Annotated in this window: 24 protein-coding genes; 14 read left to right on the forward strand and 10 right to left on the reverse strand. The window is 65.0% G+C overall.

Annotated features, from left to right (window positions below; genetic code table 11):
- The first annotated feature begins 94 nt into the window (after nt 1-94).
- Nucleotides 95-1,270 (forward strand): LacI family DNA-binding transcriptional regulator, encoded by a 1,176-nt coding sequence (locus MRBLMU1_RS26640; RefSeq protein WP_363508191.1) that lies wholly within the window; start codon nt 95-97, stop codon nt 1,268-1,270.
- Nucleotides 1,271-1,425: 155 nt separating this feature from the next.
- On the opposite strand, the gene MRBLMU1_RS26645 is transcribed toward MRBLMU1_RS26640, so the two are convergent.
- Entirely contained in the window at nt 1,426-2,106 is a 681-nt protein-coding gene (locus tag MRBLMU1_RS26645) for a transferase spermidine synthase (RefSeq protein ID WP_363508714.1), read from the reverse strand.
- A gap of 260 nt (nt 2,107-2,366) precedes the next feature.
- Between MRBLMU1_RS26645 and MRBLMU1_RS26650 the strand changes: the two genes are divergently transcribed.
- The 9 genes from MRBLMU1_RS26650 to fdhD all read left to right on the forward strand — a co-directional run bounded on the left by MRBLMU1_RS26650 (nt 2,367) and on the right by fdhD (nt 11,940).
- Nucleotides 2,367-2,642, forward strand: a complete 276-nt coding sequence (locus MRBLMU1_RS26650) for a hypothetical protein (protein ID WP_315218359.1) — start codon at nt 2,367-2,369, stop codon at nt 2,640-2,642.
- Between the two features lie 13 nt (nt 2,643-2,655).
- Entirely contained in the window at nt 2,656-3,837 is a 1,182-nt protein-coding gene (locus tag MRBLMU1_RS26655) for a GGDEF domain-containing protein (RefSeq protein WP_363508194.1), read from the forward strand.
- 168 nt (nt 3,838-4,005) lie between these two features.
- Nucleotides 4,006-5,460, forward strand: a complete 1,455-nt coding sequence (locus MRBLMU1_RS26660) for a Ppx/GppA phosphatase family protein (RefSeq protein ID WP_363508197.1) — start codon at nt 4,006-4,008, stop codon at nt 5,458-5,460.
- 24 nt (nt 5,461-5,484) lie between these two features.
- Nucleotides 5,485-6,297 carry a transporter substrate-binding domain-containing protein gene (locus MRBLMU1_RS26665; RefSeq protein WP_363508200.1) on the forward strand — a complete coding sequence of 271 codons (813 nt, stop codon included), beginning with the start codon at nt 5,485-5,487 and terminating at the stop codon, nt 6,295-6,297.
- A complete protein-coding gene (locus tag MRBLMU1_RS26670) occupies nt 6,284-8,983 on the forward strand; it encodes an ATP-binding protein (protein ID WP_363508203.1) in 2,700 nt (899 codons plus the stop codon). The genes MRBLMU1_RS26665 and MRBLMU1_RS26670 overlap by 14 nt, the downstream gene beginning before the upstream one ends.
- Before the next feature lie 9 nt (nt 8,984-8,992).
- Entirely contained in the window at nt 8,993-9,373 is a 381-nt protein-coding gene (locus tag MRBLMU1_RS26675; protein WP_315218365.1) for a response regulator, read from the forward strand.
- A 65-nt stretch (nt 9,374-9,438) separates the two neighbouring features.
- Complete coding sequence (locus tag MRBLMU1_RS26680) at nt 9,439-10,059, forward strand: hypothetical protein (RefSeq protein WP_363508206.1); 621 nt, start codon at nt 9,439-9,441, stop codon at nt 10,057-10,059.
- 107 nt (nt 10,060-10,166) lie between these two features.
- Nucleotides 10,167-10,940 (forward strand): GNAT family N-acetyltransferase, encoded by a 774-nt coding sequence (locus MRBLMU1_RS26685; RefSeq protein ID WP_363508209.1) that lies wholly within the window; start codon nt 10,167-10,169, stop codon nt 10,938-10,940.
- Between the two features lie 181 nt (nt 10,941-11,121).
- On the forward strand, nt 11,122-11,940 hold the full coding sequence (fdhD, locus tag MRBLMU1_RS26690) for a formate dehydrogenase accessory sulfurtransferase FdhD (RefSeq protein WP_363508212.1): 819 nt from the start codon (nt 11,122-11,124) through the stop codon (nt 11,938-11,940).
- Nucleotides 11,941-12,039: 99 nt separating this feature from the next.
- On the opposite strand, the gene MRBLMU1_RS26695 is transcribed toward fdhD, so the two are convergent.
- Nucleotides 12,040-14,361 (reverse strand): FdhF/YdeP family oxidoreductase, encoded by a 2,322-nt coding sequence (locus MRBLMU1_RS26695; protein WP_363508215.1) that lies wholly within the window; start codon nt 14,359-14,361, stop codon nt 12,040-12,042.
- A gap of 86 nt (nt 14,362-14,447) precedes the next feature.
- Between MRBLMU1_RS26695 and MRBLMU1_RS26700 the strand changes: the two genes are divergently transcribed.
- The 3 genes from MRBLMU1_RS26700 (at nt 14,448) to MRBLMU1_RS26710 (ending at nt 15,803) form a co-directional block, all read left to right on the forward strand.
- The gene (locus MRBLMU1_RS26700) at nt 14,448-14,705 is read left to right on the forward strand and encodes an ArsR family transcriptional regulator (protein WP_363508218.1); all 258 of its coding nucleotides are present in this window, start codon (nt 14,448-14,450) and stop codon (nt 14,703-14,705) included.
- 73 nt (nt 14,706-14,778) lie between these two features.
- Entirely contained in the window at nt 14,779-15,246 is a 468-nt protein-coding gene (locus MRBLMU1_RS26705; protein ID WP_363508221.1) for a nuclear transport factor 2 family protein, read from the forward strand.
- A 14-nt stretch (nt 15,247-15,260) separates the two neighbouring features.
- Complete coding sequence (locus MRBLMU1_RS26710; protein ID WP_363508717.1) at nt 15,261-15,803, forward strand: TetR/AcrR family transcriptional regulator; 543 nt, start codon at nt 15,261-15,263, stop codon at nt 15,801-15,803.
- Nucleotides 15,804-15,840: 37 nt separating this feature from the next.
- On the opposite strand, the gene MRBLMU1_RS26715 is transcribed toward MRBLMU1_RS26710, so the two are convergent.
- Complete coding sequence (locus tag MRBLMU1_RS26715) at nt 15,841-17,028, reverse strand: DUF1501 domain-containing protein (RefSeq protein ID WP_363508224.1); 1,188 nt, start codon at nt 17,026-17,028, stop codon at nt 15,841-15,843.
- A 40-nt stretch (nt 17,029-17,068) separates the two neighbouring features.
- A complete protein-coding gene (locus MRBLMU1_RS26720) occupies nt 17,069-18,613 on the reverse strand; it encodes a DUF1800 domain-containing protein (protein ID WP_363508227.1) in 1,545 nt (514 codons plus the stop codon).
- A gap of 137 nt (nt 18,614-18,750) precedes the next feature.
- Here MRBLMU1_RS26720 and MRBLMU1_RS26725 point away from each other — a divergent pair, with 137 nt between their 5' ends.
- Entirely contained in the window at nt 18,751-20,082 is a 1,332-nt protein-coding gene (locus tag MRBLMU1_RS26725; protein WP_363508230.1) for a hypothetical protein, read from the forward strand.
- 140 nt (nt 20,083-20,222) lie between these two features.
- Here the strand turns inward: MRBLMU1_RS26725 and MRBLMU1_RS26730 are convergent, their stop codons facing one another.
- The 6 genes from MRBLMU1_RS26730 to MRBLMU1_RS26755 form a co-directional block, all read right to left on the reverse strand.
- Nucleotides 20,223-20,510 (reverse strand): hypothetical protein, encoded by a 288-nt coding sequence (locus MRBLMU1_RS26730; protein ID WP_090320664.1) that lies wholly within the window; start codon nt 20,508-20,510, stop codon nt 20,223-20,225.
- A gap of 177 nt (nt 20,511-20,687) precedes the next feature.
- On the reverse strand, nt 20,688-21,383 hold the full coding sequence (locus MRBLMU1_RS26735) for an ABC transporter ATP-binding protein (RefSeq protein WP_363508234.1): 696 nt from the start codon (nt 21,381-21,383) through the stop codon (nt 20,688-20,690).
- Nucleotides 21,384-21,410: 27 nt separating this feature from the next.
- Entirely contained in the window at nt 21,411-22,217 is an 807-nt protein-coding gene (gene phnE, locus MRBLMU1_RS26740) for a phosphonate ABC transporter, permease protein PhnE (protein ID WP_363508237.1), read from the reverse strand.
- Nucleotides 22,214-23,047 (reverse strand): PhnE/PtxC family ABC transporter permease, encoded by an 834-nt coding sequence (locus MRBLMU1_RS26745; RefSeq protein WP_363508240.1) that lies wholly within the window; start codon nt 23,045-23,047, stop codon nt 22,214-22,216. Before MRBLMU1_RS26745 ends, phnE begins: the two co-directional genes overlap by 4 nt.
- Entirely contained in the window at nt 23,047-23,880 is an 834-nt protein-coding gene (locus tag MRBLMU1_RS26750; protein WP_363508243.1) for a phosphonate ABC transporter ATP-binding protein, read from the reverse strand. Before MRBLMU1_RS26750 ends, MRBLMU1_RS26745 begins: the two co-directional genes overlap by 1 nt.
- Nucleotides 23,881-23,896: 16 nt before the next feature.
- Entirely contained in the window at nt 23,897-24,772 is an 876-nt protein-coding gene (locus MRBLMU1_RS26755) for a putative selenate ABC transporter substrate-binding protein (RefSeq protein ID WP_363508246.1), read from the reverse strand.
- Nucleotides 24,773-24,943 lie beyond the last annotated feature (171 nt).

The following is a 24,943-nucleotide window of genomic DNA, read 5'->3' on the forward strand; positions in this document are numbered from 1 at the left end:
CCCTTGGAAAATTCAACACAAATTTGCTCATCGGATTGACTTTTAAGCTTGCGATAATGATTGAAAATGATGCGCTGCTGTATAATCCGTTGTTATGGATAACAAAAAAACCGTCAAGTCCGCCGTGAAGAAGGCCAAGCCCGCCACTAAAGGCGCCGCCAAGTCCGCCGGTAAAAACGCTGCCAAAGGCGCAGCGGCCAAGGTCGCCGTCAAAAACGCCGACAAGACCGATCTGCGGGTGTTGCACACGCCCACCGCCGACCTGAGCGTCAGCGGCGCGACCTTGATCGACGTCGCCAAGGTCGCCGGCGTGTCGCCGATCACGGTGTCGCGCGCGCTGAACCAGCCGCATCTTGTGCGTCCGAACACGGTGGCCAAGGTGCAGGAGGCGGTGCAGCAGACCGGCTACGTAAAGAACATGATGGCCGGCGCGCTGGCGTCGAACCGCAGCAAGCTTATTTCGCTGGTGCTGCCGACCATCGCCACGCCGATCTTCGCCGACATGGTCGAGGCCGCCAGCGACCGGCTGACGCAGGCCGGCTACCAAGTGCTGCTGGGCTTGTCGCGTTACGAGGCCTGGCGTGAAGAGGTGCTGGTCGAGACCATTTTGAGCCGGCGTCCGGACGGCGTCATGCTGACCGGTACGTTGCATACCGATATTACCCGGCGCCGCCTGCAACTGGCGCGGATACCGGTGGTCGAGGCGTGGGACATGTCGCCGTCGCCGATCGACATGGTGGTCGGTTTCTCGCACGAGGGTGTCGGCCACGCGCTGGCGCGGCATCTGGTCGAGCGCGGCTACCGGCGCATCGCGGTGCTGTCGGCGGACGATCCGCGCGCCGAGCGGCGCAACCAGGGTTTGCAGGCCGAGCTCGCCAGATTGGGGATCGCCGTGGCGGCCGTGCAGACGATGCCGCCACCGACCACGATGCAGGCGGGTCGCGAGGGTTTGACGCGGCTGCTGGCGCTGGCGCCGGACATCGATGCCGTCTATTGCAGTTCGGACACGTTGGCGCACGGCCTGATGATCGAGGCGATGAGCCGTGGGTTGAAGGTGCCGGAGCAGCTGGCGGTGATCGGCTTTGGCGATTTGAATTTTGCGGCGCACACGCATCCGCCGCTGTCGACGGTGCGGGTGGACGGGCGCAATATCGGGCTGGTGGCGGCGCAGGCGATACTTGACCGTATCGATGGCGTGGGCGGGGACCAGGCGACGGCGTCGCGCGTGTTCGATACGGGGTTTGAGCTGATTCAGCGGGGTAGTACGTAAATCCGGCAGCGACGGGCGGATGCCACGGATCACCTCGGATGCACACCTCGGACACGTACCTCGGATACACCTCGAATACACGTAGGGCGGATTAGCGCAGCGTAATCGGCCATGCATGCGCCGTCGGCGGCCCGACGATGGCCGATTTACGGCGTTTATTCAGTCCGTTGGCGGCCGTTCCACCTCAGCCTGAACACCGTCCAATGCGCCAGCAACCGATTCAACACCGGCAGCGCCAGCCCATGGCTGCGCGCGACCTTCTGCTGCATGGCCAGCGCCGGCGACGGCGCGCCGCCCTTGACCGCGAATAAAATCCGGTTATTGCCCGCAATGCCGCGAAACCAGCAAATCCGCCCCTGGAAAGCGTGCCGCAGCCGCCGCAGCATCGCGCCGTACTGCGGGTCGTAACTGAAGATATTCGCCACCAGCACGCCGCCGGGCCGCAGCGCGCGGCGGCAATCGGCGTAAAACGTCGCGCTGCCGAGCTCGGGTGGCAGGCCGGCGGCGTCGAAACCGTCGACCAGCAACACATCGACGGCGCCGCGCAGCTGCCGCATATACCGGGCGGCATCGGCCTCGACCACGCGGAAACGCCCATCGTCGCGCGGGATGGCGAATTGCTCGCGCAGGGCGATGACGTCGGCGCGCAACTCGAGCACGGTGATGCGGCTGTGCGGCAGGTAGCGGTAGCAGAACTTGGCCAGCGAACCGCCGCCCAGGCCGACCATGACGATGTGCTCGGGCCGTGGATGAAACAGCACGAAGCACATCATCGCGCGCGCGTAGCCGAGGATCAGGTCGTCCGGGCGCGACAGCCGCATCTCGCTTTGGATCATGCCCGGCTCGAATTCAAGCGAGCGCTTGTCGCCGCGCGTGTGGACCAGGGGACGATGGGTGGGGGATGTCAAGATTTGTTGTCTTGTGGATTTACGTAGGCGATTTATAGTAGCATGCCGGTCCGGCGACACGGGCCAAAAGCGCGGCGATTGTGTCGCCGGCGCGCGCGGCCGCCATGCTTGCATTTACAGACGGAAAAATAATAGGTACATTGACGTTAGCCCCGGCGGCCCCTTGGCCGCCATCTTGGAGAGAGACGATGTTTTTAGATCACCCTACGCTTACCGCCACCAACAGCTTGACCGAACCGGACCGTATCGAGCGGCTGACCCGGGTCTACGGTTACGTCGTCGCCCTGGCTGACGTGGCCGGCAAGCAGACTTTCATCGAGAAGGTCAGCCAGCTGCACGACCACAAGGGCACGCTGATCGTGTTCTGGCACGACGCCCCGACCGAGGACGAAAAGGTGTACTTCACCCAGGCGTGGGCCAGCAAAATGGGCGACGGCAGCACCAACGTCGAGCACGAGGTCTGACCAGCCCGCGGTCATGGATATAAAAACCCTGGTACTGGCGCTGGCGCTGGGCAATCTGAGCCTGTGCGCGGCGCTGTTCTTTTTTGAGCAGCAGCAGGGCGCCGCCACCGTCGCCGGCCAGGTGCGCACCGCCACCTGGTCCAGGGCCAAGCTGTTCCAGGCCGTGGCCTGGACCCTGCTGTACCTGCGCGGCACCTTGCCCGATTTCCTGACGATCCCCTTCGCCAACGCCTTGCTGTTCACCGGCTTCGCGCTGGACGCTTCCGCGCTGTGGGAGCAGGCCGGCCGGCGCGTGTGGCGCCGCTATCTGGTGCCGGTGCTGGTGGCGGCGATCACGATCTTCGTCAGCGCCTGGCTGCTCGACAAGCCGGCGCCCGAGCGCATCGCCATCGCCTCGGTTGTCATGGGCTTCTTCTTCGCCGCCGGCGCAGCCGCGCTGGGACGCGGCTGGTCGGCCGGCACCATGCTGCGCCGCTATCTGGTGGTGGCCATGCTGGTGCTGGCGCTGGCCGTGGTGGCGCGCGGCCTGCTGTCGCTGGCGCTGCCCGACGGCTGGGGCTGGATGAGCCCGGCGCTGATCCAGGGCTTGGGCATCGCCGCCCTGTATTTGATGATGCTGAGCAACGCTTTCGGCTACCTGCTGCTGGGGCACGAGCGGCTCGACGGCGAGCTGGCGCGGCTGGAGGTGCTCGACCCGCTGACCGACGTGCCGAACCGGCGCGGCTTCTACCAGGCGCTGACGCCGTGGATGGCGCTGGCGCGCCGCCCGGGCCTGCCGACGGCGATGATCATCCTCAATCTGGACCATTTCAAGCGCATCAACGACGATTACGGCCACGCCGTGGGCGACATGGTGCTGGTGGCGATGGTCGATGTCTGCAAAAAACAGCTGCGCGACAGCGATTTGATGGGCCGCCTGGGTGGCGGCGAGTTCGCCATCCAGCTGCCGCGCACCACCCAGGACGACGCCATGATGGTGGCCGAGCGTATCCGCAACGCCATCGCCCTGCTGCCGGTGAAGGCCGAAAAAGCCGTCATCAACATGACAGCCAGCCTGGGCGTGACCACCATCCGCGCCGACGACAGCGCCGTGAGCCTGTTCAAGCGCGCCGACGAGGCGCTGCGCGAGGCCAAGGCCTCCGGCCGCAACCGGGTGGCCGAGGCGCAGTCGCCCGCCGGCGCGCTGGAGGCGTAGACCAGACACGTTTGGCGTGTTTGATGACGAGCGCGAGCGCGGGCGTCATCACGCTGTCATAATGGGCGCATATCGTGATGATTTTCGTAACCGTGTAAATCGTTTAGTTTGATTCCGGTTTATCCAACGCAAGCCTTCGTAGCCGTTTGCACAGAGAGGCTTTCATTTATGTACGCAGCAGTAGATTTGGGTTCCAATAGTTTCCGCCTCCACGTCGGCAAGCATGACGGCGACGCGATCCGCGTGCTGAAAAGCGTGCGCGAACCGATACGCCTGGCCGCGGGCCTGGACGACAGGGGCAACCTGACGCCGGCGGCGATGCAGACCGCGCTCGCCTGCCTGAAGAATTTCCGCGCCGTGTTGGACGGCTACAAGCTCGATGGCGTGCGCGTGGTCGCCACCTCGGCGATGCGCGTGGCGCGCAACGCCGCCGCCTTCCTGCCGCAGGCCGAACTGGCCATCGGCCATCCGATCGAGATCATCTCCGGCGAGGAGGAGGGGCGCCTGATCTACATGGGCGTGGCCAACGCGCTGGCCACCCCCGGCGAGCGCCGGCTGGTGATCGATATCGGCGGCGGCTCGACCGAGTTGATACTGGGGCGCGGCCAGGAGATCGAGAAGGTCGAATCGTTCAGCGTCGGCACGGTCAAGCAAAGCCTGTCGTTCTTCGTCGGCGGCCGGGTCGACGCGCCGTCGTTCGAGGCGGCCATCCTGTCGGCGCGCAGCCATTTCGAGGACGCCGCGCCGCCTTACCGGCCGCAGTTCTGGAAGCAGTGCTACGGTTCCTCGGGCACCGCGCGCACCATCGCCGACATCATCATCAAGAACGGCATCGGGCGCGAAGTCAACGCCGCCACCCTGGGCGCGCTGAAACAGCGCTTCATCGAATTCGGCCATGTCAGCAAGATCGAGATGGCGGGCCTGCGGCCGGACCGCGCCAGCACCATCATCGGCGGCCTGGCGATCCTCATCGGCCTGGTGCGCGAGCTCGAGATCCCGGTGGTGCAGCCGATCGAGGCCGGCCTGCGCATGGGCGTGATGTGGGATTTGCACCTGCGCTCGACCAAGCGCGATCGGCGCGAGCAGTCGGTGCAGGCCTGCGTGCAGAAGTTCCACGTCGACGAGCGCCGCGCCAACCGCGTGGCCGACGACGCGCTGGCCCTGTACCTGCAGACCAGGCCGGCCACCGAGGAGTACACGCGCCATCTGTACTGGAGCGCGCTGCTGCACGAGGTGGGCCTGGTGGTGTCGCAGACCGGCTACCACAAGCACGCCGCCTACATGATCGAGAACGCCGACCTGCCGGGCTTCACCACCCGCGAGCAAAAGATCATGAGCCGCTTGATCATCGCCCACAAGGGCAATCTGCGCAAGGTGGTCGATGTGCTGGCCGAACCGGATTTCGCCAAGGCGGTGGTGGCGCTGCGGCTGGCGGTGCTGTTCATGCACTCGCGCATCGATATCGATTTCAGCCTGCTCAAGCTGCGCGTGAAGAACCGCATCGAGCTGGAGATCCGCCGCGAGTGGGTGGCCGACCATCCCACGCTGTCGTACTGGCTGGAGAAGGAACAGGAGAACTGGGACGAAGTGGGCGTGGATTTCACCATCCGCACCAGCGGCTAAAGAAGACGAAGACGGGAGACGCCGATGACCGACCGTACGCAGCCCCACCTTAGTGGGCAAACCCTTGGGCGCACCTTTGCCGCTGCCGTTCTGGCGCTGGTGTTGCCGTTGGCATCGCACGCGGCCGACAAGCCGAAGGAAGTCGTCTCCCTGTGTTTCGAGGCGCAGGACGTGCTGCCGTGGCGTACCGAGAAGGGCGGCGGCCTCAATTTCGAGCTGCTCAAGATGGTCGAGCAGCGGCTCGACATCCAGTTCAACTACCTGAGCATCCCGTGGAAGCGCTGCCTGGCGCAGTTGAAGGCCAACGCGGTCGACGGCGCCTTCGCCGTCAGCTACAAGCCCGACCGGCGCGAGCTGGGCGAGTATCCCGGCGGCGAGAAAATCGACGTCGGCAAGCGCATGCACGTGGACCGTTATGTGGTGCTGCGCAAAAAAGGCAGCAAGGTCGAATGGGACGGCAAGAGCTTCCACAACCTGGATGGCCCGATCGGCTTCCAGCTGGGGTATTCGGTCGGCGACGTGCTGCGCGCGCAGAATCTGGAAGTGGACGAGGGCAGCCAGCGCGCCGTCGAGTTGGCGCGCAAGCTGATCGCCGGCCGGGTGGCGGCGGCCGCCGTCGGCGGCAGCGACGCCGGCGGCTTGATGCGCGGCCCGCTCAAGTCGGAACTGGAGCAGTTGCCGATCCCGATCATCGAAAAACCTTATTTCCTGATTTTGTCGCACGCGATGGTGGCCTCGCGGCCGGAGCTGGCCGAGCGGATCTGGCGCGCCGTCGAGCAGGCGCGCAATAGCGCGGCGTACAAAAAACTGGAACGGGCGGAAAGTGTCGGTCATTGACACCAGGCGGCCTGCCGCCGCCAGCGACGCCGCCGCCAACGCGGTGTTGATGCGCGGCCGCGGCCCGTTGGCGCGGCTGCGTGCCGCGTGGCGCCGCAATATCTTCCTGCGGCTGGGATTCGGCATCTTCTTCGCGCTGGCCGTCTCCACCGCCATCTACACCACCTATGTGATGCAAACGCTGCGCACCGAGGCCGAGCAGAACCTGCGCGAGAGGGCCGAGCGCCTGACGGCGGTGCTGTCGCGGGCGCTGGCGCGGCCGCTGTTCGACATCAACAGCGCGGCCGTCTCCAGCGTCGTCGACGCCTCCGGCGCCACGCCGGAAGTGCTGGTGCTGCGCGTGCTGGCGCCCAACGGCGCCGAAATGGCCAGCTACGTCTCACCGCTGCGCGAGCCGGTGGCGGCGATCCATGTGCGCCGCGACATCAGCTTCAGCGACGCGCGCCGCACCTATGAACTGGGTCGTATCGAGCTGGCTTTCTCGCGCCAGAAGATGGACGAGGACCTACGCCGCCGCATCTTCGACACGGTGGCCGCCAACCTGCTGCTGGCGCTGGGCATCGGACTGTCGATCTTCCTGGTGGGGCGGCGCGCCGCGCGTCCTTTTTCCGACATCCAGGCCGCCCTGGAGAAGCTCACGCACGGCGAGACCGACATCAAGCTGTCCGGCATCGGGCGCGAGGACCAGGTGGGGCGCATGTCCGAGGCGGTGCTGCGTTTCCGCGACACCCTCACGCGCCTGCGCGACGCCGAGCGCGAGCTGCGCGACCTGAACGCCGATCTCGAAATGCGCATCAGCGAGCGCACCCGCGAGTTGACCGAGTCGATGCTGATGGCTGAAGAGAGCGAGGCCAAGCTGCAAACCATCGTCGACACGGCGCTCGACGCGGTGGTGCGCATGAATCCCGAAGGGGGCATCGTCGGCTGGAACACCCAGGCCGAGCGGATCTTCGGCTGGAGCCGCGACGAGGCGCTGGGGCGTGAACTGGACCAGACCATCATTCCGCCGCGCTTCCGCTACGACCATCACCGTGGCATGCGGCGCCATTTGTCGGGTGGCGGGGGCGGGGTGCTCGATACCCGCATCGAGGTGTTCGCGCTGCGCCGCAACGGCGAGGAGTTTCCGATCGAGCTGTCGATCACCAAGGTCGGTACGGACACGCAGGGCGGCTATGAGTTCTGCGCCTTCATCCGCGACATCAGCGTGCGCCGCGAGCGCGAGCAAAAGCTGGTCGCCGCCAACGTCATGGCGGAAGCGGCCAACGTCGCCAAATCCGAATTCCTGGCCAATATGAGCCATGAGATCCGCACGCCGATGAGCGCGGTGCTAGGCATGGCGTATCTGGCGCTGCGCACGGAGATGACGCCCAAGCAGCACGACTACATCAGCAAGATCCACATGGCGGCGCTGTCGCTGCTGGGGATCATCAACGACATCCTCGATTTTTCCAAGATCGAGGCGGGCCGCCTGGAGCTGGAGTCGATTCCCTTTTTGCTGGACGACGTGCTGGCCCATGTCTCCAGCGTGACCGCGCAGCGCGCCGCCGACAAGCAGCTCAACTACGTGATCGACGTCGCACCGGACGTGCCGCGCTATCTGGTGGGCGATCCGCTGCGGCTGGGCCAAGTGCTGATCAACCTGGTCAACAACGCGGTCAAGTTCACGCCCGCCGGATCGCTGGAACTGCGCTGCGCGCTGGCCGCCGGCGCCGCCGCGGCCGATGGCAAGGCCAGGCTGTGTTTTTCGGTGCGAGACACCGGCATCGGCATGACGCCGCAGCAGAAGGGTAAGCTGTTCCGCGCTTTTATCCAGGCAGACGGCTCGACCACGCGCCAGTACGGCGGCACCGGCCTGGGGTTGTCGATTTCGCAGCAGCTGGTGCGACTGATGGGCGGGAATATCGACGTCGAGAGCCAAGTCGATCACGGCTCCACCTTCCGTTTCGAAGTGGAGCTCGCGGTGTCCGACGCGGCGGCGCTGGCGGTGCGCGCCGCCGTCTACGAAGGACCGGCGGCGGAGCTCAAGCTCGACGCGTCGCCGCGCCGCACCGCGCGCGTGCTGCTGGCCGAAGACAGCGCCGATAACCAGGATGTCACCAGGGAGCTGCTGGCGCTGCAAGGCCTGGACGTCGAAGTCGTCGGCAACGGCCAACTGGCGGTGGAGCGGCTGCTGGCGGCCGGGCCGCACGCCTACGACCTGGTGCTGATGGATCTGGGTATGCCGCTGCTGGACGGCTACGAGGCCACCCAGCAGCTGCGCAAGGACGGCCGCTTCAACGAGCTGCCGGTGATCGCCGTGACCTCGCACGCGCTGGCCGACGTGCGCGCGCGCTGCCTGGCCAATGGCATGCAGGACTACGTCACCAAGCCTATCGATCCGCAGAGGCTTTACCGGGTGCTTTCGCGCTGGCTGGGCATGTCGATGAAGGTGGTGCCGCCGCTGCCGCCGCGCGCGGAAGTCCAAACCATCAGCGAGGAGGATGCGCGCCGGGCGGTCGCCGCGCTGCGCGTGCTGCTGGCGGAGTTCAGCGGCGAGAGCCTGGATTATTTCGAGAGCGTGCGCGCAAGCCTGGCGACGATATTGTCGCCGCAGACCATGGGACGCCTCAAGCATCACATGGAACAGTATGAGCTTGAAGCGGCGGGCAAGTTGCTGGCCGCCGTGGCGGGTGAAGACGAAGAATGAGGAGGTGCCATGAACACGAAAGCCGATGACCGTGCAACGGTGTTGATCGTTGACGATACGCCGGACAATCTGACCTTGATTGCCGGTTTGTTAAAAGACCGCTACAACACCAAGGTCGCCACCAGCGGCGCGACCGCGCTGCAGATCGTCGCCTCGGCCAAGGTGGATTTGATCCTGCTCGATATCATGATGCCCGACATGGACGGCTTCGAGACCTGCCGCCGCCTGAAGGCCGATCCCGCCAGCAGTGCCATTCCCGTGCTGTTCCTGACGGCGAAAGGGCAGGCCGAGGACGAGGTGATGGGCCACAAAGCCGGCGGTGTGGATTTCCTGCGCAAGCCGGTCAGCCCGCAACTGCTGTTCGCCCGGGTCGCCGCGCATTTGCGATAACGCAAGCAAAATTTACGTAAATGATATATATTGTTTATATTGTTGATTAATTTGGAGTAATAAGTATGAACAAGCCCGTAAACGGTCTGGCCAACGGAAAAGCGCCAACGACCAAAGCCGCCGCCAAGCCAGCCGCCGCAAAAATCGCCGTCACGCCGGCCGCCAAGCCGGCCGCGAAAGCAGCCGCCAAGCCGGTCGCCAAACCAGCCGCCGCAAAAACCGCAGCGGCGAAACCGGCAGTCAAGGCCGCAGCTAAACCGGCAGCCAAGCCAGCCGCGAAACCAGCGGCGAAGGCCGCCGCCAAGCCGGCGCCTAAAGCCGCCGCCAAGCCATCCCCGAAAGCCGTCGCCGCGAAAGCCGCCGCTCCAAAAGCTGCTCCGAAAGCCGCCGCAAAATCGTCCGTGGAAACTTCCAAAACTGCAGCCGCCAAGCCGGCCGCTCCCGATGCTGCTAAGCACAAACTGCCGAAGGAAAAGCTGGTACGCGACAGCTTCACGATGCCTGAACAGGAATACGCGGTGCTAAGCCAGGTCAAGAAAGCCTGCCTGAAAGCCGGTTTCGAGATCAAAAAGAGCGAATTGTTGCGTATCGGCGTTGCATTGATCAGCCAGATCGACATGGCGACGTTGCAAAAAGTGCTGGCCAGCCTGCCGCAGCTCAAGACCGGCCGCCCGAAGAAAAACTGATTTAAAAACAACACTTGTGCGCATGTCACGGAACTGACATTAAGTTGTCATTTCCTTGAAGTATTCGATCGGTACGCTTGCTTCGTCTTCCACAGAAAGGATGAAGCATGCAAACCTCGATCATACAAGCGGACGTCCGAGCGACTTCCGGCAAGCTGGTGCTCAGTATGGCAAGCACGCCCGAAGAACTGCGTGAAGTGCAGCGCCTGCGCTACAAGGTCTTCATCGAAACGATGGGACTGAGCTCGCTGGTGCGCGAGGATGGCCTCGACAGCGACGAATTCGACGAGCATTGCGATCATCTGATCGTGCGCGACGCCAACACGCTCAAGGTGGTGGGCACCTACCGCCTGCTGAGCGCAGCGCGCGCCCGCAAAATCGGCCGTGTCTATTCCGAAGGCGAGTTCGATCTGGGCCGCCTGAACAACCTGCGCAACCGCATGGTCGAAGCGGGCCGCGCCTGCATCCATCCCGACTATCGTGGCGGCAGCGTCATCATGCTGCTGTGGTCCGGCCTGGCCGAATACATGCGCCGCGAGAATTGCGACTATCTGGCCGGCTGCGCCAGTATCAGCCTGGCCGATGGCGGTCACAATGCCGTCGCCGTGTTCCAGTCGCTGATCGGCCAGCACATGGCTCCTTCCGAATACCGCGTCACCCCGCATTTGCCGTTCCCGTTCTCGAAGCTGGAAGCGGCGCAAAAACCGCAAGTGCCGCCGCTGTTGAAGGGCTACCTGCGTTCGGGCGCGTGGATTTGCGGCGAACCGGCATGGGACCCTGATTTCGAAAGCGCCGACTTGTTCCTGCTGCTGCCGCTCGCGAACCTGGACGGGCGTTATGCGCGCCACTATGGCGTGGCGAACGAGCCCTTGGCGGCGTAAGGTGACGCTGGAATTCGTCTAAAACACGTAGGGCGGATTAGCGCGCAGCGCGTAATCGGCCATCGATGCGCCGCCGGCGGCTCACCGATGGCCGATTACGGCGTTCCGCCTAATCCGCCCTACGTGTCTCTGCGGTGCGCTGCCGCCCCGTGTAAAATGGTTTATTTGCGGGGCGGCGGCGATGAAATTGGACAGTGAAATAGAACGCGCGGGTTTTCAGCTGCGCCCAGCGGTGCGCCATCGCGGCACCGCGCCGCAGGACGCCTCCAGCACCACCGACCGCGTCGCCGAGGAATTGCCGGTGGCGCTGGTCGTCAATGGCATATCGCATGCCGTCATGATGGTCACGCCGCGCGAACTACAGCCGTTCGCCATGGGCTTCGCGCTCACCGAGGGCCTGGTGGCGCAGGCCTCCCATGTTTACGACATCGAACTGCACGAACATGCGCGCAGCTTCGAAGTGGAAATCACCATCGCGCAGGAAAATTTCGTGCAGCTCAAGCAGCAGCGCCGTTCGATGGCGGGCCGCAGCGGTTGCGGCGTGTGCGGCATCGAGAGCCTGGAACTGCTGGACCTGAAGCCGGGCCGCATCACGGCGCCGGCGTTGCATGATGAAGTGTCGCTGCCGCCGGCGATCGCGCGCGCGGCGGCGGAGTTGGGCGCGCATCAGCAGTTGATGAAGGCTACGGGTGGCGTGCATGCGGCCGCGTGGTGCGATGCCGGCGGAGCGGTGCTGAAGGTGTGCGAGGACGTGGGGCGTCACAACGCGTTGGACAAGTTGATCGGCCATCTGGCGCTCGATGGGGTGGATATGCGGGGCGGGTTTGTTTTCATGTCCAGCCGCGCGAGCTATGAACTGGTGCGCAAGGCAGCGCGCATGAACATACCGATGCTGGCGACGATTTCGGCGCCAAGCACGCTGGCGATCGATATCGCCAGCGAGGCCGGGATCAAGCTGGTGAGTTTTTGTCGGCAGGATGGGTGTGTGGAGTACACCTGACGAGCCGCTGGCGGCGCTTGGCGGATTACGGCGTTCCGCCTAATCCGCCCTACGTGCCTCCCCGGTATGTCGGGGATCGTTGTCGTCGTCGTCGTCGGGCTACTCGGCGGCTGATTGGTTTGCTGACAGCGATAACAGCACCGGTATCGATTTCGATGTCGGCGTGCCGGCGCCATCGGCGGTGCTGTGCAGCGGGATCAGGCCGTTCGTCTCCGGGAAGTAGGCGCCCAGGCAGCCGCGCGGGATGTCGTATTCCACCAGCACGAACCGCTCGGCGCGGCGTTCGACGGCGTCGTCCCATACGCTGACCATGTCCACATACTGGCCGTTTTTCATGCCCAGCATCGCCAGGTCGTCCTTGTTGATGAACACCACGCGGCGCAGGCCGAAGACGCCGCGATAGCGGTCGTCCATACCGTAGATCGTCGTGTTGTACTGGTCGTGCGAGCGCGCCGTCATCAGGACCATCAAACGCTCGCCGTGCAGGGCGCGGGCGCGGTGGATCGGCGTGTCGGTATCGACCGCGTGCACCACGAACTGCGCCTTGCCGCTGGCGGTGCGCCATTCGCGCTCGCGCGAGGCCACCTTCAGATGGAAGCCGCCCGGCTTGGCCACGCGCGCGTTGAAGTCGTAAAAGTCGTCGAACACCTTGGCGACGGCGTCGCGGATGCTGGCGTAGTCGCTGCCATAGGCGTTCCAGTCGATCTTGTCGCTGCCCAGCGTGGCGTGCGCCATGCGCGCGACGATCGCCGTCTCCGACAGCAGGTTGTCCGACGCCGGCTGGTTCATGCCGTAGGACAGGTGGACCATGCTCATCGAGTCCTCCACCGTCACGCCCTGCGGCACGCCGTTCTGCGTGTCGATCTCGGTGCGGCCCAGCGTCGGCAGGATCAGCGCCTCCTTGCCGAGGATCAGATGGCTGCGATTCAGTTTGGTCGCCACGTGCACCGTCAGGTCGCAGGCGCGCAGCGCGTCGAAGGTGAGGGGCGTGTCCGGCGTCGCCATGGCGAAATTGCCGCCCATGCCGAAGAAGACTTTCACTTTCCCGTCCAGCATGGCCTGGATGCTTTCGACCACGTCGTAGCCATGCTCGCGCGGCGGCTCGAAATCAAAGACCTTTTGCATGCGGTCGAGGAAGGCCTTGGTCGGCTTTTCCTCGATGCCCATGGTGCGGTCGCCCTGCACGTTGGAGTGGCCGCGCACCGGGCACAGCCCCGCGCCCTTGCGGCCGATATTCCCGCGCATCATCATCAGGTTGGACAGCATCTGGATCGTCGCCACCGCGCCCTTGTGCTGGGTCAGGCCCATGCCCCAGGTGCAGATGACGTTTTTACCGTTGATGTAAACTTCGCTCAGCTCCTCGATCTGCGCGCGCGGCACGCCCGATTCGGCCACCAGCTCGGCCCAGCTTTGGGCGCGCAGGTCCTGCGCGAACGCTTCGAAGCCGCTGGTGTGTTCGGCGATGAAGGCGCGGTCCAGCAGGCCGGCCTGGCCGGCGGCCATGGCCTCGTCGTCGCGTTCGACCAGGCGCTTGGCCAGCGCCTTGATCAGCGCGAAGTCGCCGCCCAGCGTCGGCTGGATGAACATGGTGCTGATGGTGGTGCTCGAATTGGTCAGCATTTCCAGCGCGTGGGCCGGGCTGGTGAAGCGTTCCAGGCCGCGCTCGCGCAGCGGATTGATGGAGACGATGCGGGCGCCGCGCTTGGCGCAGTCGCGCAATTCGCCGAGCATGCGCGGATGGTTGGTGGCCGGATTCTGGCCGAAAATCAGCAAGGTGTCGGCGTGCTCGAAATCCTCCAGGGTGACCGTGCCCTTGCCGATGCCGACGGTGCCCGGCAAGCCTCGGCTGGTCGGCTCGTGGCACATATTGGAGCAGTCCGGGAAGTTGTTGGTGCCGTACATGCGCACGAACAGCTGGAACAGGAAGGCCGCCTCGTTGCCGGTGCGGCCGGACGTGTAGAACGCGGCCTGGTTCGGATCGGGCAGGGCTTTCAAATGGCGGGCGATCAGCGCGAAGGCGTCGTCCCAGGCGATCGGCAGGTATTTGTCGCTGGCGCTGTCGTAGACCATCGGGTCGGTCAGGCGGCCATGCTGTTCCAGCTCGTAGTCGGACTGGCGCAGCAGGTCGGCGACGGTGTGCGCGGCGAAGAACTCCGGCTTCACGCGCTTGCTGGTCGCCTCGGCGGCGACGGCCTTGACGCCGTTCTCGCAGAACTCGAAGGTCGACGCGTGCTCGCGGTCGGGCCAGGCGCAGCCGGGGCAGTCGAACCCGTCGGGCTGGTTTTGCTTGAGCAGCGTCTTATAGTTGCCGCCGCTGACCTTCTCGCGCACCAGGTTGATGGCCACCTGCTTCAGCGCGCCCCAGCCGCCCGCGGCATGGGTGTACGGTTCGATGTGGCCTTCGGGTTTATCTTTTTGCATGTTGCTTTCCGGTAATATATCGTATTTCCGAGAGTATAGTGCAGAATCACATTCACGGCAGAAAACAGATCAAAGGATAGCGGTAAATGGATGATGAAGTCATGGCGGCCCTGATCGGCGTGCTCGAAGCGCTATGGCGTATCGAAGCCGGGCATCCCGGCAAACCCTGTTCGCTGGCAAAGCTGAGCAAGCAGGCGCAGCGCCCGATGAGCGTGCTGCGGCGCCAGTTGCTGATGCTGGTGGAGGCGGGCTGGGTCGAACTGCGGCTGGACGAGGGCGGCATCACCGGCACCGTGCGGTTGAGTACCGCCGGCCTGCAATTGTCGAACGAACTGTTCACCTGAAAAAAACCTTGCATCCAAATCGGTAACGCCGTAGACTGGTTGTACCGTTTGGTACAACCCTAGAAAGCCCACCATGACACGTCCGCCGCTACCTCCCTTTACCCGCGACACCGCGATCCAGAAAGTCCGCATGGCCGAAGACGGCTGGAACACCCGCAACCCGGAAAAAGTATCGCTGGCCTATACGGAAGACTGCCAATGGCGCAACCGCGCCGAATTCGTCACCGGCCGCGCCGACATCGTCGCCCTGCTGACGCGCAAATGGACCCGCGAGCTGGACTACCGCCTGATCAAGGAGCTGTGGGCGTTCGAAGGCAACCGCATCGCGGTGCGCTTCGCCTACGAGTACCACGACGATTCCGGCCAGTGGTACCGCGCCTACGGCAACGAGAACTGGGAGTTCGCGGCCGACGGCCTGATGCGGCTGCGCCTGGCCAGCATCAACGAGGCGCCGATCGCGGCGGCCGACCGCAAGTTCCACTGGGACGCGAGCGGCCCGCGCCCGGCCGATCACGCCAGCCTGAGCGAGCTGGGTTTCTGACCGTGGCACGGGTGATGGGCGAGCGCGGCGACGTGGTGCCGCTGCTGGCCGAGGTGTTCCGCACCTATGGCTTCGAGGGCGCCAGCCTGGCGCGCATCAGCGAGGGCACCGGTCTGGGCAAGGGCAGCATCTACAACTTCTTCCCCGGCGGCAAAGAGGAAATGGCCGAGGCCGTGCTGGCCAACATCGACGGCTGGTTCCGCGACCAGGTGTTCCAGCCGCTACGCCAAGGACCCGACGCGGGGGGGGGCGTGGCCGACATGTTCACGGCGGTCGGCCGCTACTTCCTGTCCGGGCGCAAGGTCTGCCTGGTGGGCGTGTTCGCGCTCGGCCACGAGCGCGACCGCTTCGCGGTGAAGGTGCAGGCGTATTTCGCCGAGTGGATAGCCGCGCTGGCGTCGGCGCTCGAGCGCGGCGGGCGCACGGCGGCGGAGGCGCGCGAGCTGGCCGAGGACGTCGTCGGCGGCATCCAGGGCGCGCTGGTGCTGGCGCGCGCGGCCGACGAACCGGAGCTGTTCATGCGCGCGCTGGAGCGGATGCGGGTGCGTTTGGGATAGCGGCGGCCAATTGGCTGTGCGCGCAAACGGTCGACGTTCAGATCAAGCCCAGGTCCTGCCCCTTTGTACCGAAAATGCGCTCGACCTGTCCCGCGTCGAGGCCATACATGCGCGCGAACAGGCCGCCGAACATGGCGCGGTATTCGTTGAGCACCGGGTAGTCGCGGTTCTGGAACAGCGTGTTCTGCTCCAGCCGTATCTGTTCGCCGCGCACCCGGCCGCCGGCCACGCCGCCGCCCAGCACCCAGTAGACGCTGCCGTGTCCATGGTCGGTGCCACGGTTGCCGTTCTCGCGGAAGGTGCGGCCGAATTCGCTGACCACCACCACCACCGTGTCCTTCCAGTCCGGCCCCATTTCTTTCGCATACGCGGCCAGGCCGCGCCCCAGCTCCTCGAAGCGGCCGGCCAGATAGCCGGTGGCGCCGCCCTGGCCGACGTGGGTATCCCAGCCGCCGACGTCGACAAAGCCGATGTTGTATTTGTCCTTCATCAGCTTGGCGATGCGGCGCGCCTCCAGCTCGAAGCCCTTGGCGGTGATGGCGTTGCGGTTGGCCGCGTCCATCTCGCCGATCATCTCCTTCATCACGTCCTCGCGCACCACGAAGCCGTCGCGCACCTGCCGCGCCAGCGCGGTGTCGCCGTACATCGAGGCGATCATCTTCGCCTGGCGCGCATCGACGCCCGGTTTGCCGATCGAGCGCAGCGCCATATTGGGCAATTGCGCGCCGCCCTGCATGATCAGCGGCAGCTGGTCGGTGAAGGAGATGGCGCTGGCACGATCGGCGTTCAAGGTCGTCGCCAGACGGTTCAGGAAGCCGGAGCGGTAGTCGCGCGTGCCGTCCAGCGCCTGGCCCAGTTCTATGCTGTCTTGCGTTTCGAAATGGCTGCGCGAGATGTCCTCGGTGCCGGCGAACGGCACGAACGCCACCTGGCCGATGGTGAACAGCGGGTAGATGCTCTCGCGCAGGGCCGGGTGCAGGCCCCAGTCGGCGTTGACAGGCAGCGCCGCGTTGAGGTCGTCGCCGGGCTTGGGCACCGCGATGTTGGGGCGCACTTTGTAGTAAAACTGGCTGGAGATCGGCACCAGCAGGTTGGTGGCGTCATAACCGCCGCGCATGAAGACGAACAGCAGCCGCGTCTTGCTGGCGGGCGCGGCCCACAGCTTGCCGGCCATCGTGGCGGCGGGCAGGGCGGCCAGTGATTGGAGCAGGGTACGGCGTTTCATCGTGCGTCTCCTCGTTGCGTTTCCTCGTGCGCCTACCGCATCAACGGTGCATCAGCTCCGGCGACGACAGCAGGAAGGTGTTCCATTCCTGCGGCGACGTGGCCTGGTCGAGTACCTGGCGCGTGGGCTGGCCCAGCGTTTTTTGCAGCGTCTGGTAGTACAGCGCGTTGGCCAGTTGCGGGAAGGCGGGGCGCTCGGTCGGCTGCGGGCCGTCGGTCTTGAACAGGCCCGCGTTGCCGGAACCGATGGCCTTGGCGATTTCAAAGCGCGTCGTCATCTGGCCCGGACTGGCCCAGCCGGATTCGGTGAGCGGATAGCCGTCCGGCGTCTGGCGCCCGTACAGCGGTTCGGCCATGCGGTTGAGCCAGGACAGCATCGGGCCGGAGTTGAGGATCACCTTGTCGTCGTAGGTCAGGCGCACGGCGGAGACCACGTAGTGCACCGGGTCCTTGAATTTGCGGCCCAGCGACCGCGCGAATTCGTCGGAGGTGAACATGGTGCGCAGCACCGCCGCGACATCGCCGTCGCTGGAGAGGAAGGTCGCGGCCATGCGTTCGACCAGCGCCGGCGGCGGTTCGTCGGCGACGAAGTACACCGCCAGCTTGCGGCTGATGAAGCGCGCCGTGGCCGGATGGCGGCTCAGGCGGTCGATCGCCTCGTCGACCTCCGCCAGCCCCCGGCCCTTGACGGTCTGGCCCAGGAATTCCTTGTCGCCGTAGTCGTGGCGGTTGGGATTGAACTCGAACAGCCCTTGCCGCACGTACTGCGCCTGCAGCTCTTTCTTCACCTTCGGTTCGGCGCTGCCCAGGTTGACGCCGACGCCGGTGAGGATGCGCGCCAGCTCTTGCACGTCGCGCTGGCTGTAGCCGCCGTCCACGCCCAAGGTGTGCAGCTCCATCAGCTCGCGCGCGTAATTCTCGTTGATGCGGTTGGCGGCGTTCTGTTCGTTGTCCAGGTAGCGGATCATGGCCGGATGGCGCACGGTGGCGGCCAGCAGATCGCGGAACTTGCCCAGCGCGTGCGGGCGCACCGCCTTGTCCTCGTAGTCGCCGACCAGCACGCGCAGGTTGCTCTTGCCCTGATGGACGCTGAAGTGGTTCATCCAGAACCAGGTCATCTGCTCCTGCAGCTGGTTGGGCGAGTACAGGTCGCGCAGCAGCGAGCGCGCCGCCGCCTCCTTGGCCACGCGGTTCAACTCCTGCTGATAGGCCTGCTGCGCCGATTTCTTGTCGTCGTCGACACTGATCTTGTCGATGTCCTTGCGTTGCTGGTCCAGCTCCTGGATCAGTTGCGGCAGCGGCTTTTGGGTGATCGTCATGGCGTCGATCTGCGCCTGGGCGGCCGCCGGCAGCACCGCCGGCGAGGGATGCAGCTGCCGGTCCAGCCAGGTGTCGTAGCCGAGTTTTTCGGCCTGCTGCCAAGTGCTCTGGTTGATGCCCCAACTGACGCGGTTCAGGGCTCCGGCCAGTTGTTCCGGCTTGACCGCCGAGGTGGCGGGGGCCTGGAAGGGCGTGGCGCAGCCGCCGAGGATCAGCAGCGCGGCGCAGGCGGCCAGGAATCCGATGCGCATGGACAGGGTGGGCATGGTTATCATCATAAGGCTGTAGAGTACGCCAATCCCGGCGAACTGCTATATTTTGCTATGTATCGTGTGCTACAACATGTTACCGTGGCGCGCGCCGCCTTCCCAAACAATTCCCGAACAAGGTGAGAGAACACTCCATGGCCCGACACCCGCTCCGCCTTCTGTCACTGTGCGCCGCGCTGGCGGCCAGCCACGGCGCCTTCGCCGCCGTCACGCTGCAGGTCACCTCCTCGGTGCACACCGAATCCGTCAAGGGCGTGACCAACCCGCCGGCCGATACGCGCCAGGTGATGGACGTGACGCTGTCCGACGACTACACCGCCGTGAAAATGCCCAAGGTCGAATTGATCTACGACTTCAAGTCGCGGCGCTACTGCGTGCTCGATACCGTCAACAAGGTCTATGTCGACTATTCTCTGTACAGCATCGCCGGCTTCCGCACCATGGAGTTGAAGAACCGCGAAAACATCAACGCCATGCTGGCCAAGGCGAAGATCGACACCCCGCTCAGCCGCCAGGTGGACCGCGAGCAGGAGCTGTCGGTGGCGAACGACGACGCGGCGAAGATCGATGAAAGCGCCGGCGACGGCACGCTGGAGTTTTCCAGCGAGGGCCGCCAGCTGGCCTCGTGGAGCAAGGCCGGCGCCAAGGTCGGCGCGGCCGACGCGGCGCGCTTCGCACAGTTCCTGCGCTACACGCAGGCGGGGCACCCGCGGCTGCTGGCCAGGCTGGTCAAGGACGGTATCATTCCCGGCCGGTTGACGTTCACCGTCAACACCGGCGTGGGCGTGCGCACCGTCAGCATCGACGTCGCCGAAGTGAAAAGCGCGCGGCCGCCGGCCTACGATCTGAAAGGCTACGCGCCCCGCGTGGCGCAGTCGGGCGAAGTGGATATCATGCTCGACCGGATGGCGTCGCTGACGCCGGAGCGGCTGGCCGCGCTGCGCGCCGCCCATCCCTGCGACACCGCCGCCGACTACCGCGACGACCAATTGCTCGACACGATGCTGGGCCGTACCGAGTGCGTGCTGGCCACCGGCGAACCGATGCTGCCGTTTACCCCCGCGCAGCTGGAGAGGATGCGCGAGGACCCGGCGGTGGCGCTGATGCTGGCTTCCGTCAGCCCGAAGAACAAGGAGGAGTACGAGGGCGCGGTCAAGACGCTGGCGGAGCTGCGCAAGCAGGCGCCGCGCAAGGCCTACGTCCTCAAGCTGCTGGAGGCGAACAACCGCCTGCGGCTTGGCCAGCGCAAGGAAAGCCTGCAGCTGTTCGGCGAGGTGTTGGAGGCCAATCCGGTACTGGGCGGCGCGTACAAGGATCTGGGGGATTTGCTGCTGTTGACCGGCGATAGTCCGCGCGCTTGGCGCAGCTGGGACATTGGACGCGGCATCGCGCCGAAGGTACCGAACTTCACGGCCGTCAATGACTTTGAGGCGATGCTGCTAAAGCGGCATCCTGAATTCTTTTGATGGGAGCTGGGTGGGTCTGGGTTGGAACTTGGTGGGGACTTAATGCGGCGTTCAGCGGGGTTTGGGCTGACGCTTTGGTGCATTAAGGGGGCGCCGGTACCGCATGCCGGCGCCTGGCATGGCAAGATCAGCTGAGCTGCTCAATGCATAGACGCGGTCGACAGATCTTTCAATTCCCGTATGCTGATCTCTGACTTTTCATGCATACGCAGCAAAATCGTGGCTCCAACTGCCAACTTGCGGTGTCGGATTTTGCTGATGATGGGAGGCTGCACTTCTAAAACTCGGCACAATTCCGCGTCGTTTTTCAAGTTCATTTTTTCGATCAAAGTATCAAGCAACTTGTTCGGGACGAAGCTGGATGGTTCCAGTGCCCGAGCACGATTCATGGCTTCGATCAGTTCCAGCTTTTTTTGCCGTACGTTCATGATTTGCTCCTCCTTTGCTCAAACGTGTCAAAAAAGACGTTTCCCAGCAAGGCTAGCGCCCACATTTTTGATCTGAATGTGGTGCGCGACTCAACATTCTTGATAACCATGCAAGTTATTTTAAATAATACTACTTTGCGGGAAAAATTGCTGGGTTTAACAAATGAATTATCTTGTTTATTGCTTAAACGGGTTGACGTTTGTTGTTTCTTGTATGCAGCTTTTCGATAGTTGTAGGACTTTGTCTGTCATCTCGGCGGCAATTCGCGAATGGGTCACCATAATCGCGCAGGCGCCGGTCGATTTGATTTCGCGGCGTAACAAGGTGAGGATGCTGTGGGCGGTATCCGGGTCGAGGTTGCCGGTCGGTTCGTCGGCCAGCACCAGCGCCGGCCGGTGCACCAGCGCGCGGGCGATCGCCACGCGCTGCATTTCGCCTCCGGACAGCTGGTGCGGAAAATCGTCGCCGCGCCCGTCCAGGCCGACGGCGGCCAGCATCTCCGCCGCGCGCGCGGTCGGCAGGCCGTTGAGCAGCAGTGGCAGCGCGACATTTTGCAGCAGGGTCAGATGCGGCAGCACGTGGAAGGCCTGGAAGATGAAACCCATGCGCGCGCGCCGCAATTTGGTGGCGGCGTCGTCGTCGAGTCCCGACATCGCCACGCCGTCGACGATGATCGGCGACGCGCCCGGTGCGGCGTTGGGGTCGGCATCGGGCGTATCGAGGCCGGCGATCAGGTTGAGCAGCGTCGACTTGCCGACGCCGGAGTCGCCCATGATGGAGACGAATTCGCCCGCCTTGAAGGTCCACGAGAGGTTGGACAGCACCGGACGGCCGCTGGCATAGGATTTGGACAGGTTGCGCAGTTCGAGCATGGCGGGTGGGTATCCGGGGAGGGGAAATTAGCGCGTCAGGGCGCGGCGCATAGCGAAGCTGATGGCGTCGACCAGCGCGACCAGCAGCAGCATGGCGATGATGACGGTGGCGGCCTTTTGCATCTGGAACAGCGACAGGTGATACTTGAGCATCTGACCCAGGCCGCCGGCGCCGACCACGCCGAGGATGGCGGCGGCGCGGATATTGTTCTCCCAGCGGTACAGGGTATAGGACAGCATCTGCGGCAGTGTTTGCGGCAGCGTCGCGTAGAAGAAGGCGCTGGTGGCGGAGGCGCCGTTGGTGCGCAGGCTTTGCTCCGGCAGCGGCGCGGCGTTTTCCAGCGCATCGGCGAACAGGCGTCCCAGCACGCCGGCGGTATGCGCGGCCAGCGCCAGCGTGCCGGCGAACGGTCCCAGGCCGGCGGCGATCAGCAGGATCGAGGCCCACACCAGTTCCGGGATCGAGCGCAGCACATTGAGCACGGCGCGCACCGCGGCGCGCGGCGCCCGGCCGAAGCGCCCCGACGCCGGCAGCGACAACGCCAGCCCGGCGGCCACCGCCAGCAAGGTGCCGAGCGCCGACATCGACATCGTTTCGATCGTGGCCCACCCGGTCTTGGCCAGGAAGCGGGCCGACAGGTCCGGCGGCGCGAAGCCGGCCAGCAGTTCGACCACGCTGTTGACCGCGTCGACGGTGAAGAACTCGCGCCACTTGAGCGGCAGCGCGGCGAAGCTGGCCACCACCAGCACCGCCACCAGCGCCATCAGCGTCAGAACGGTCCAGTCGCGCGGCGGCGGCTTGGGCATGTCGGCGTGCGGTTTGACGTCGATCATCCGAGCCGCCTCCGCAGGATTTTGGAGAACAGGTCCGCCAGCGCGACCAGTGCCACGAACACCAGCAGCATCGACGACACTTCGGCGCCGGCCAGCATTTTCATCGATTCGTCCATGCGCTGACCGAGGCCGCCGGCGCCGACAAAGCCCATCACCACCGAGCCGCGTATCGCGCATTCCCAGCGGTAGACCGTGTACGACATCAGTTCCGATGCCGATTCCGGCAGCGCGCCGTATAGCAGTGCGCCCAGTCTGCCGCTGCCGTTGGCCATCAAGGTGTCGGTGGCGTGGGAGTCGGACGATTCCAGGATTTCGGCGTAGACCTTGCCCAGCATGCCGCAGTAGGTGAGGGCGATGGCCAGCACGCCGGCGGTGGGGCCGAGGCCGATGATGCGCACGAACAGCAGCGCCCACACCAGCTCCGGCACGCTGCGCAGCAGCACCAGCAGCCAGCGCACGCCCTGGCGCAGCAGCCTGGCCGGAGCGCGCATGCGCCCCGTGCCGAGCGCGGAGATCGATAGCTTTTCGTTGATGATCAGGGTGGCGGGGATCGCGCCCAGCAGCGCCAGGGCCAGGCCGGCGGTGGCGATGGCGACGGTCTGCCAGGTTTCGCGCAGCAGCATCTGCAGGAATTCGGCGCCGTGCGCCGGCACCAGGAAGTCCGACAGGAAGCGCCCGGTGGCCGACAGGCTTTGCCAGTCCCACAGTATCCACGGCTTGAATTCGCTGACGACCAGCATCGGCCACAGGATGACGACGGCGACCGCGCAGGCGATCAGCCGGCCGCGCCAGGCCGGGTCGGCGTGCAGGTTGGGCGGAAAGACGGCCATTACAGGCAAGCGCCGATGCCCAGTTTGACGGCCAGCGCCTCGTGGTCCGGCGGCGGGGCGCTGATGGTTTGCTCGCCCTGATACAGCTCGTCGATCATTTGCTGCGTGACCTGCTCGCGCGGCAGGTCGAATTCGATGCGGCCGTTGCGCAGGGCGACGATGCGCGGGAAGTGGCGCAGCGCCAGCTCGACCTGGTGCAGGCTGCAAATCAGGGTGGCGCCGCGCGAGGCGGCTTCCTCGCGCAAGGTGGTCAAGGTCAGCTCGGACAGCGCGGGATCGAGCGCCGACAAAGGCTCGTCCACCAGCAGGGCCTTGGCCGGCGACAGCAGCAGGCGCGCCAGGCCGCAGCGCTGGCGCTCGCCGCCGGACAGGCGGTCGACGCGCGAATACAGTTTGTCGCCCAGGTTGAAGCGCGACAGCGCCTGCCACGCGGCTTGCGGGTCGGCCGGTTTAAAGAGCGAGACGAGCGCGCGCCACACGCTCCATTGCGGCAGGCGCGCGGCCAGCACCGCCGTCACCACGCGCTGGCGCGGCGGCAGCGGCGGCGTTTGCGGCGCCAGGAACAACTGCGCGCGCAGGCGGTGGCGCGCGGCTTCGTTGAGCGTCCACGGATCGGCGCCGAAGGCTTCAAATCCGCCTTCGGCCGGCCGCTGGGCGCACGCCAAGGTCGCCAGCAAGGTGGTCTTGCCGGCGCCGGAGGGGCCGATCAGCGCCAGTTGCTCGCCCTGTTGTACCGTCAACGAGATCGCTTGCAGGGCAGGAGCCGCGGCGGAAGCCGAGGCCGGGGCGCCGAGGTGGCGCACCGTCAGGTTCCGCAGTTGGTAGGTCGGCATGAAGTGCTTTTAAACCTTACTTCTTCAGCAGGCCGGCGTTTTGGGCGGCCGCTTCGATCGCGGTGTAGTTCTCGGCCTTGGTCGGGATGAACTTCGAGGCGCGCTGCAGATCCATGATGATCTTGTCCTGCGGGTTCTTCGGATCGAGGGCCAGGAAGGCGTCGGTGATTTTCTTCTTCAGGTCCGCGCTCATGTCGGTGCGCACGGTCCAGTTGTAGTCGTAGTAGCCCGGGGTGGTGTAGAACACGCGCACCACGGCAGGATCGACCTTCTTCTCGGCGACCAGTTTTTCCCATACCGAGATATTCAGCGCGCCGGCATCGACCTTGCCGCCGGCGACAGCGGCGACGGTGGCGTCGTGCGCGCCGGAGAAGGCGATGCGTTTCAGATCGCTATCCGGATCGATTTTCGCGGCCAGCAGGTAGGAGCGCGGCATCAGGTGGCCCGAGGTCGACGATTCCGAACCGAAGCTCAGGGTGCGGCCTTTCAGGTCTTCCAGCTTGTTGATGTCCTTGTTGGTGGTGATGAACACGGAGCGGAATTTCTCGTCTTCCGCGCGCTGCACCAGCGGCGTGACCTGGTTCTTGCTGCGGTCCTTGGCCTGCACGAAGGTGAAGCCGCCGAACCAGACCATGTCCACTTTTTTGTTGATCAGCGCTTCGACCGACGCCGCGTAGTCGGTGACCGGAGTGAATTCGACCTTCATGCCGATTTTCTTTTCCAGGTACTCGCCCAGCGGCTTGAACTTGCGCTGGAGTTCGGTCGGGGCCTCGTCCGGAATGGCGGACACGCGCAGCACGCGGTCGGCGGATTGCGCCTGGGAATGGGCGGCGGCCAGCAGCAGGCCGGCGGCCAGCAGGGATTTAAGCGTGTTCATCGGGGAAAATTTCATCGTCGGTGCCTTATGTAAAGGATTGTGTTTCTATTTATATGCTTGTAACTCGGCCGAAAGTGAAAAGCCGCACGGTCATCCGCCACGCGGCGCCTCAAAATGGATATTCAGCTATCATAACAAAAAGTTTGTCTGCGGCAGGGGAGACCACTGGCGGGACACGCACCTTCA

Source organism: Burkholderia sp. LMU1-1-1.1, from assembly GCF_040675865.1.
GTDB lineage: Bacteria > Pseudomonadota > Gammaproteobacteria > Burkholderiales > Burkholderiaceae_D > Rugamonas.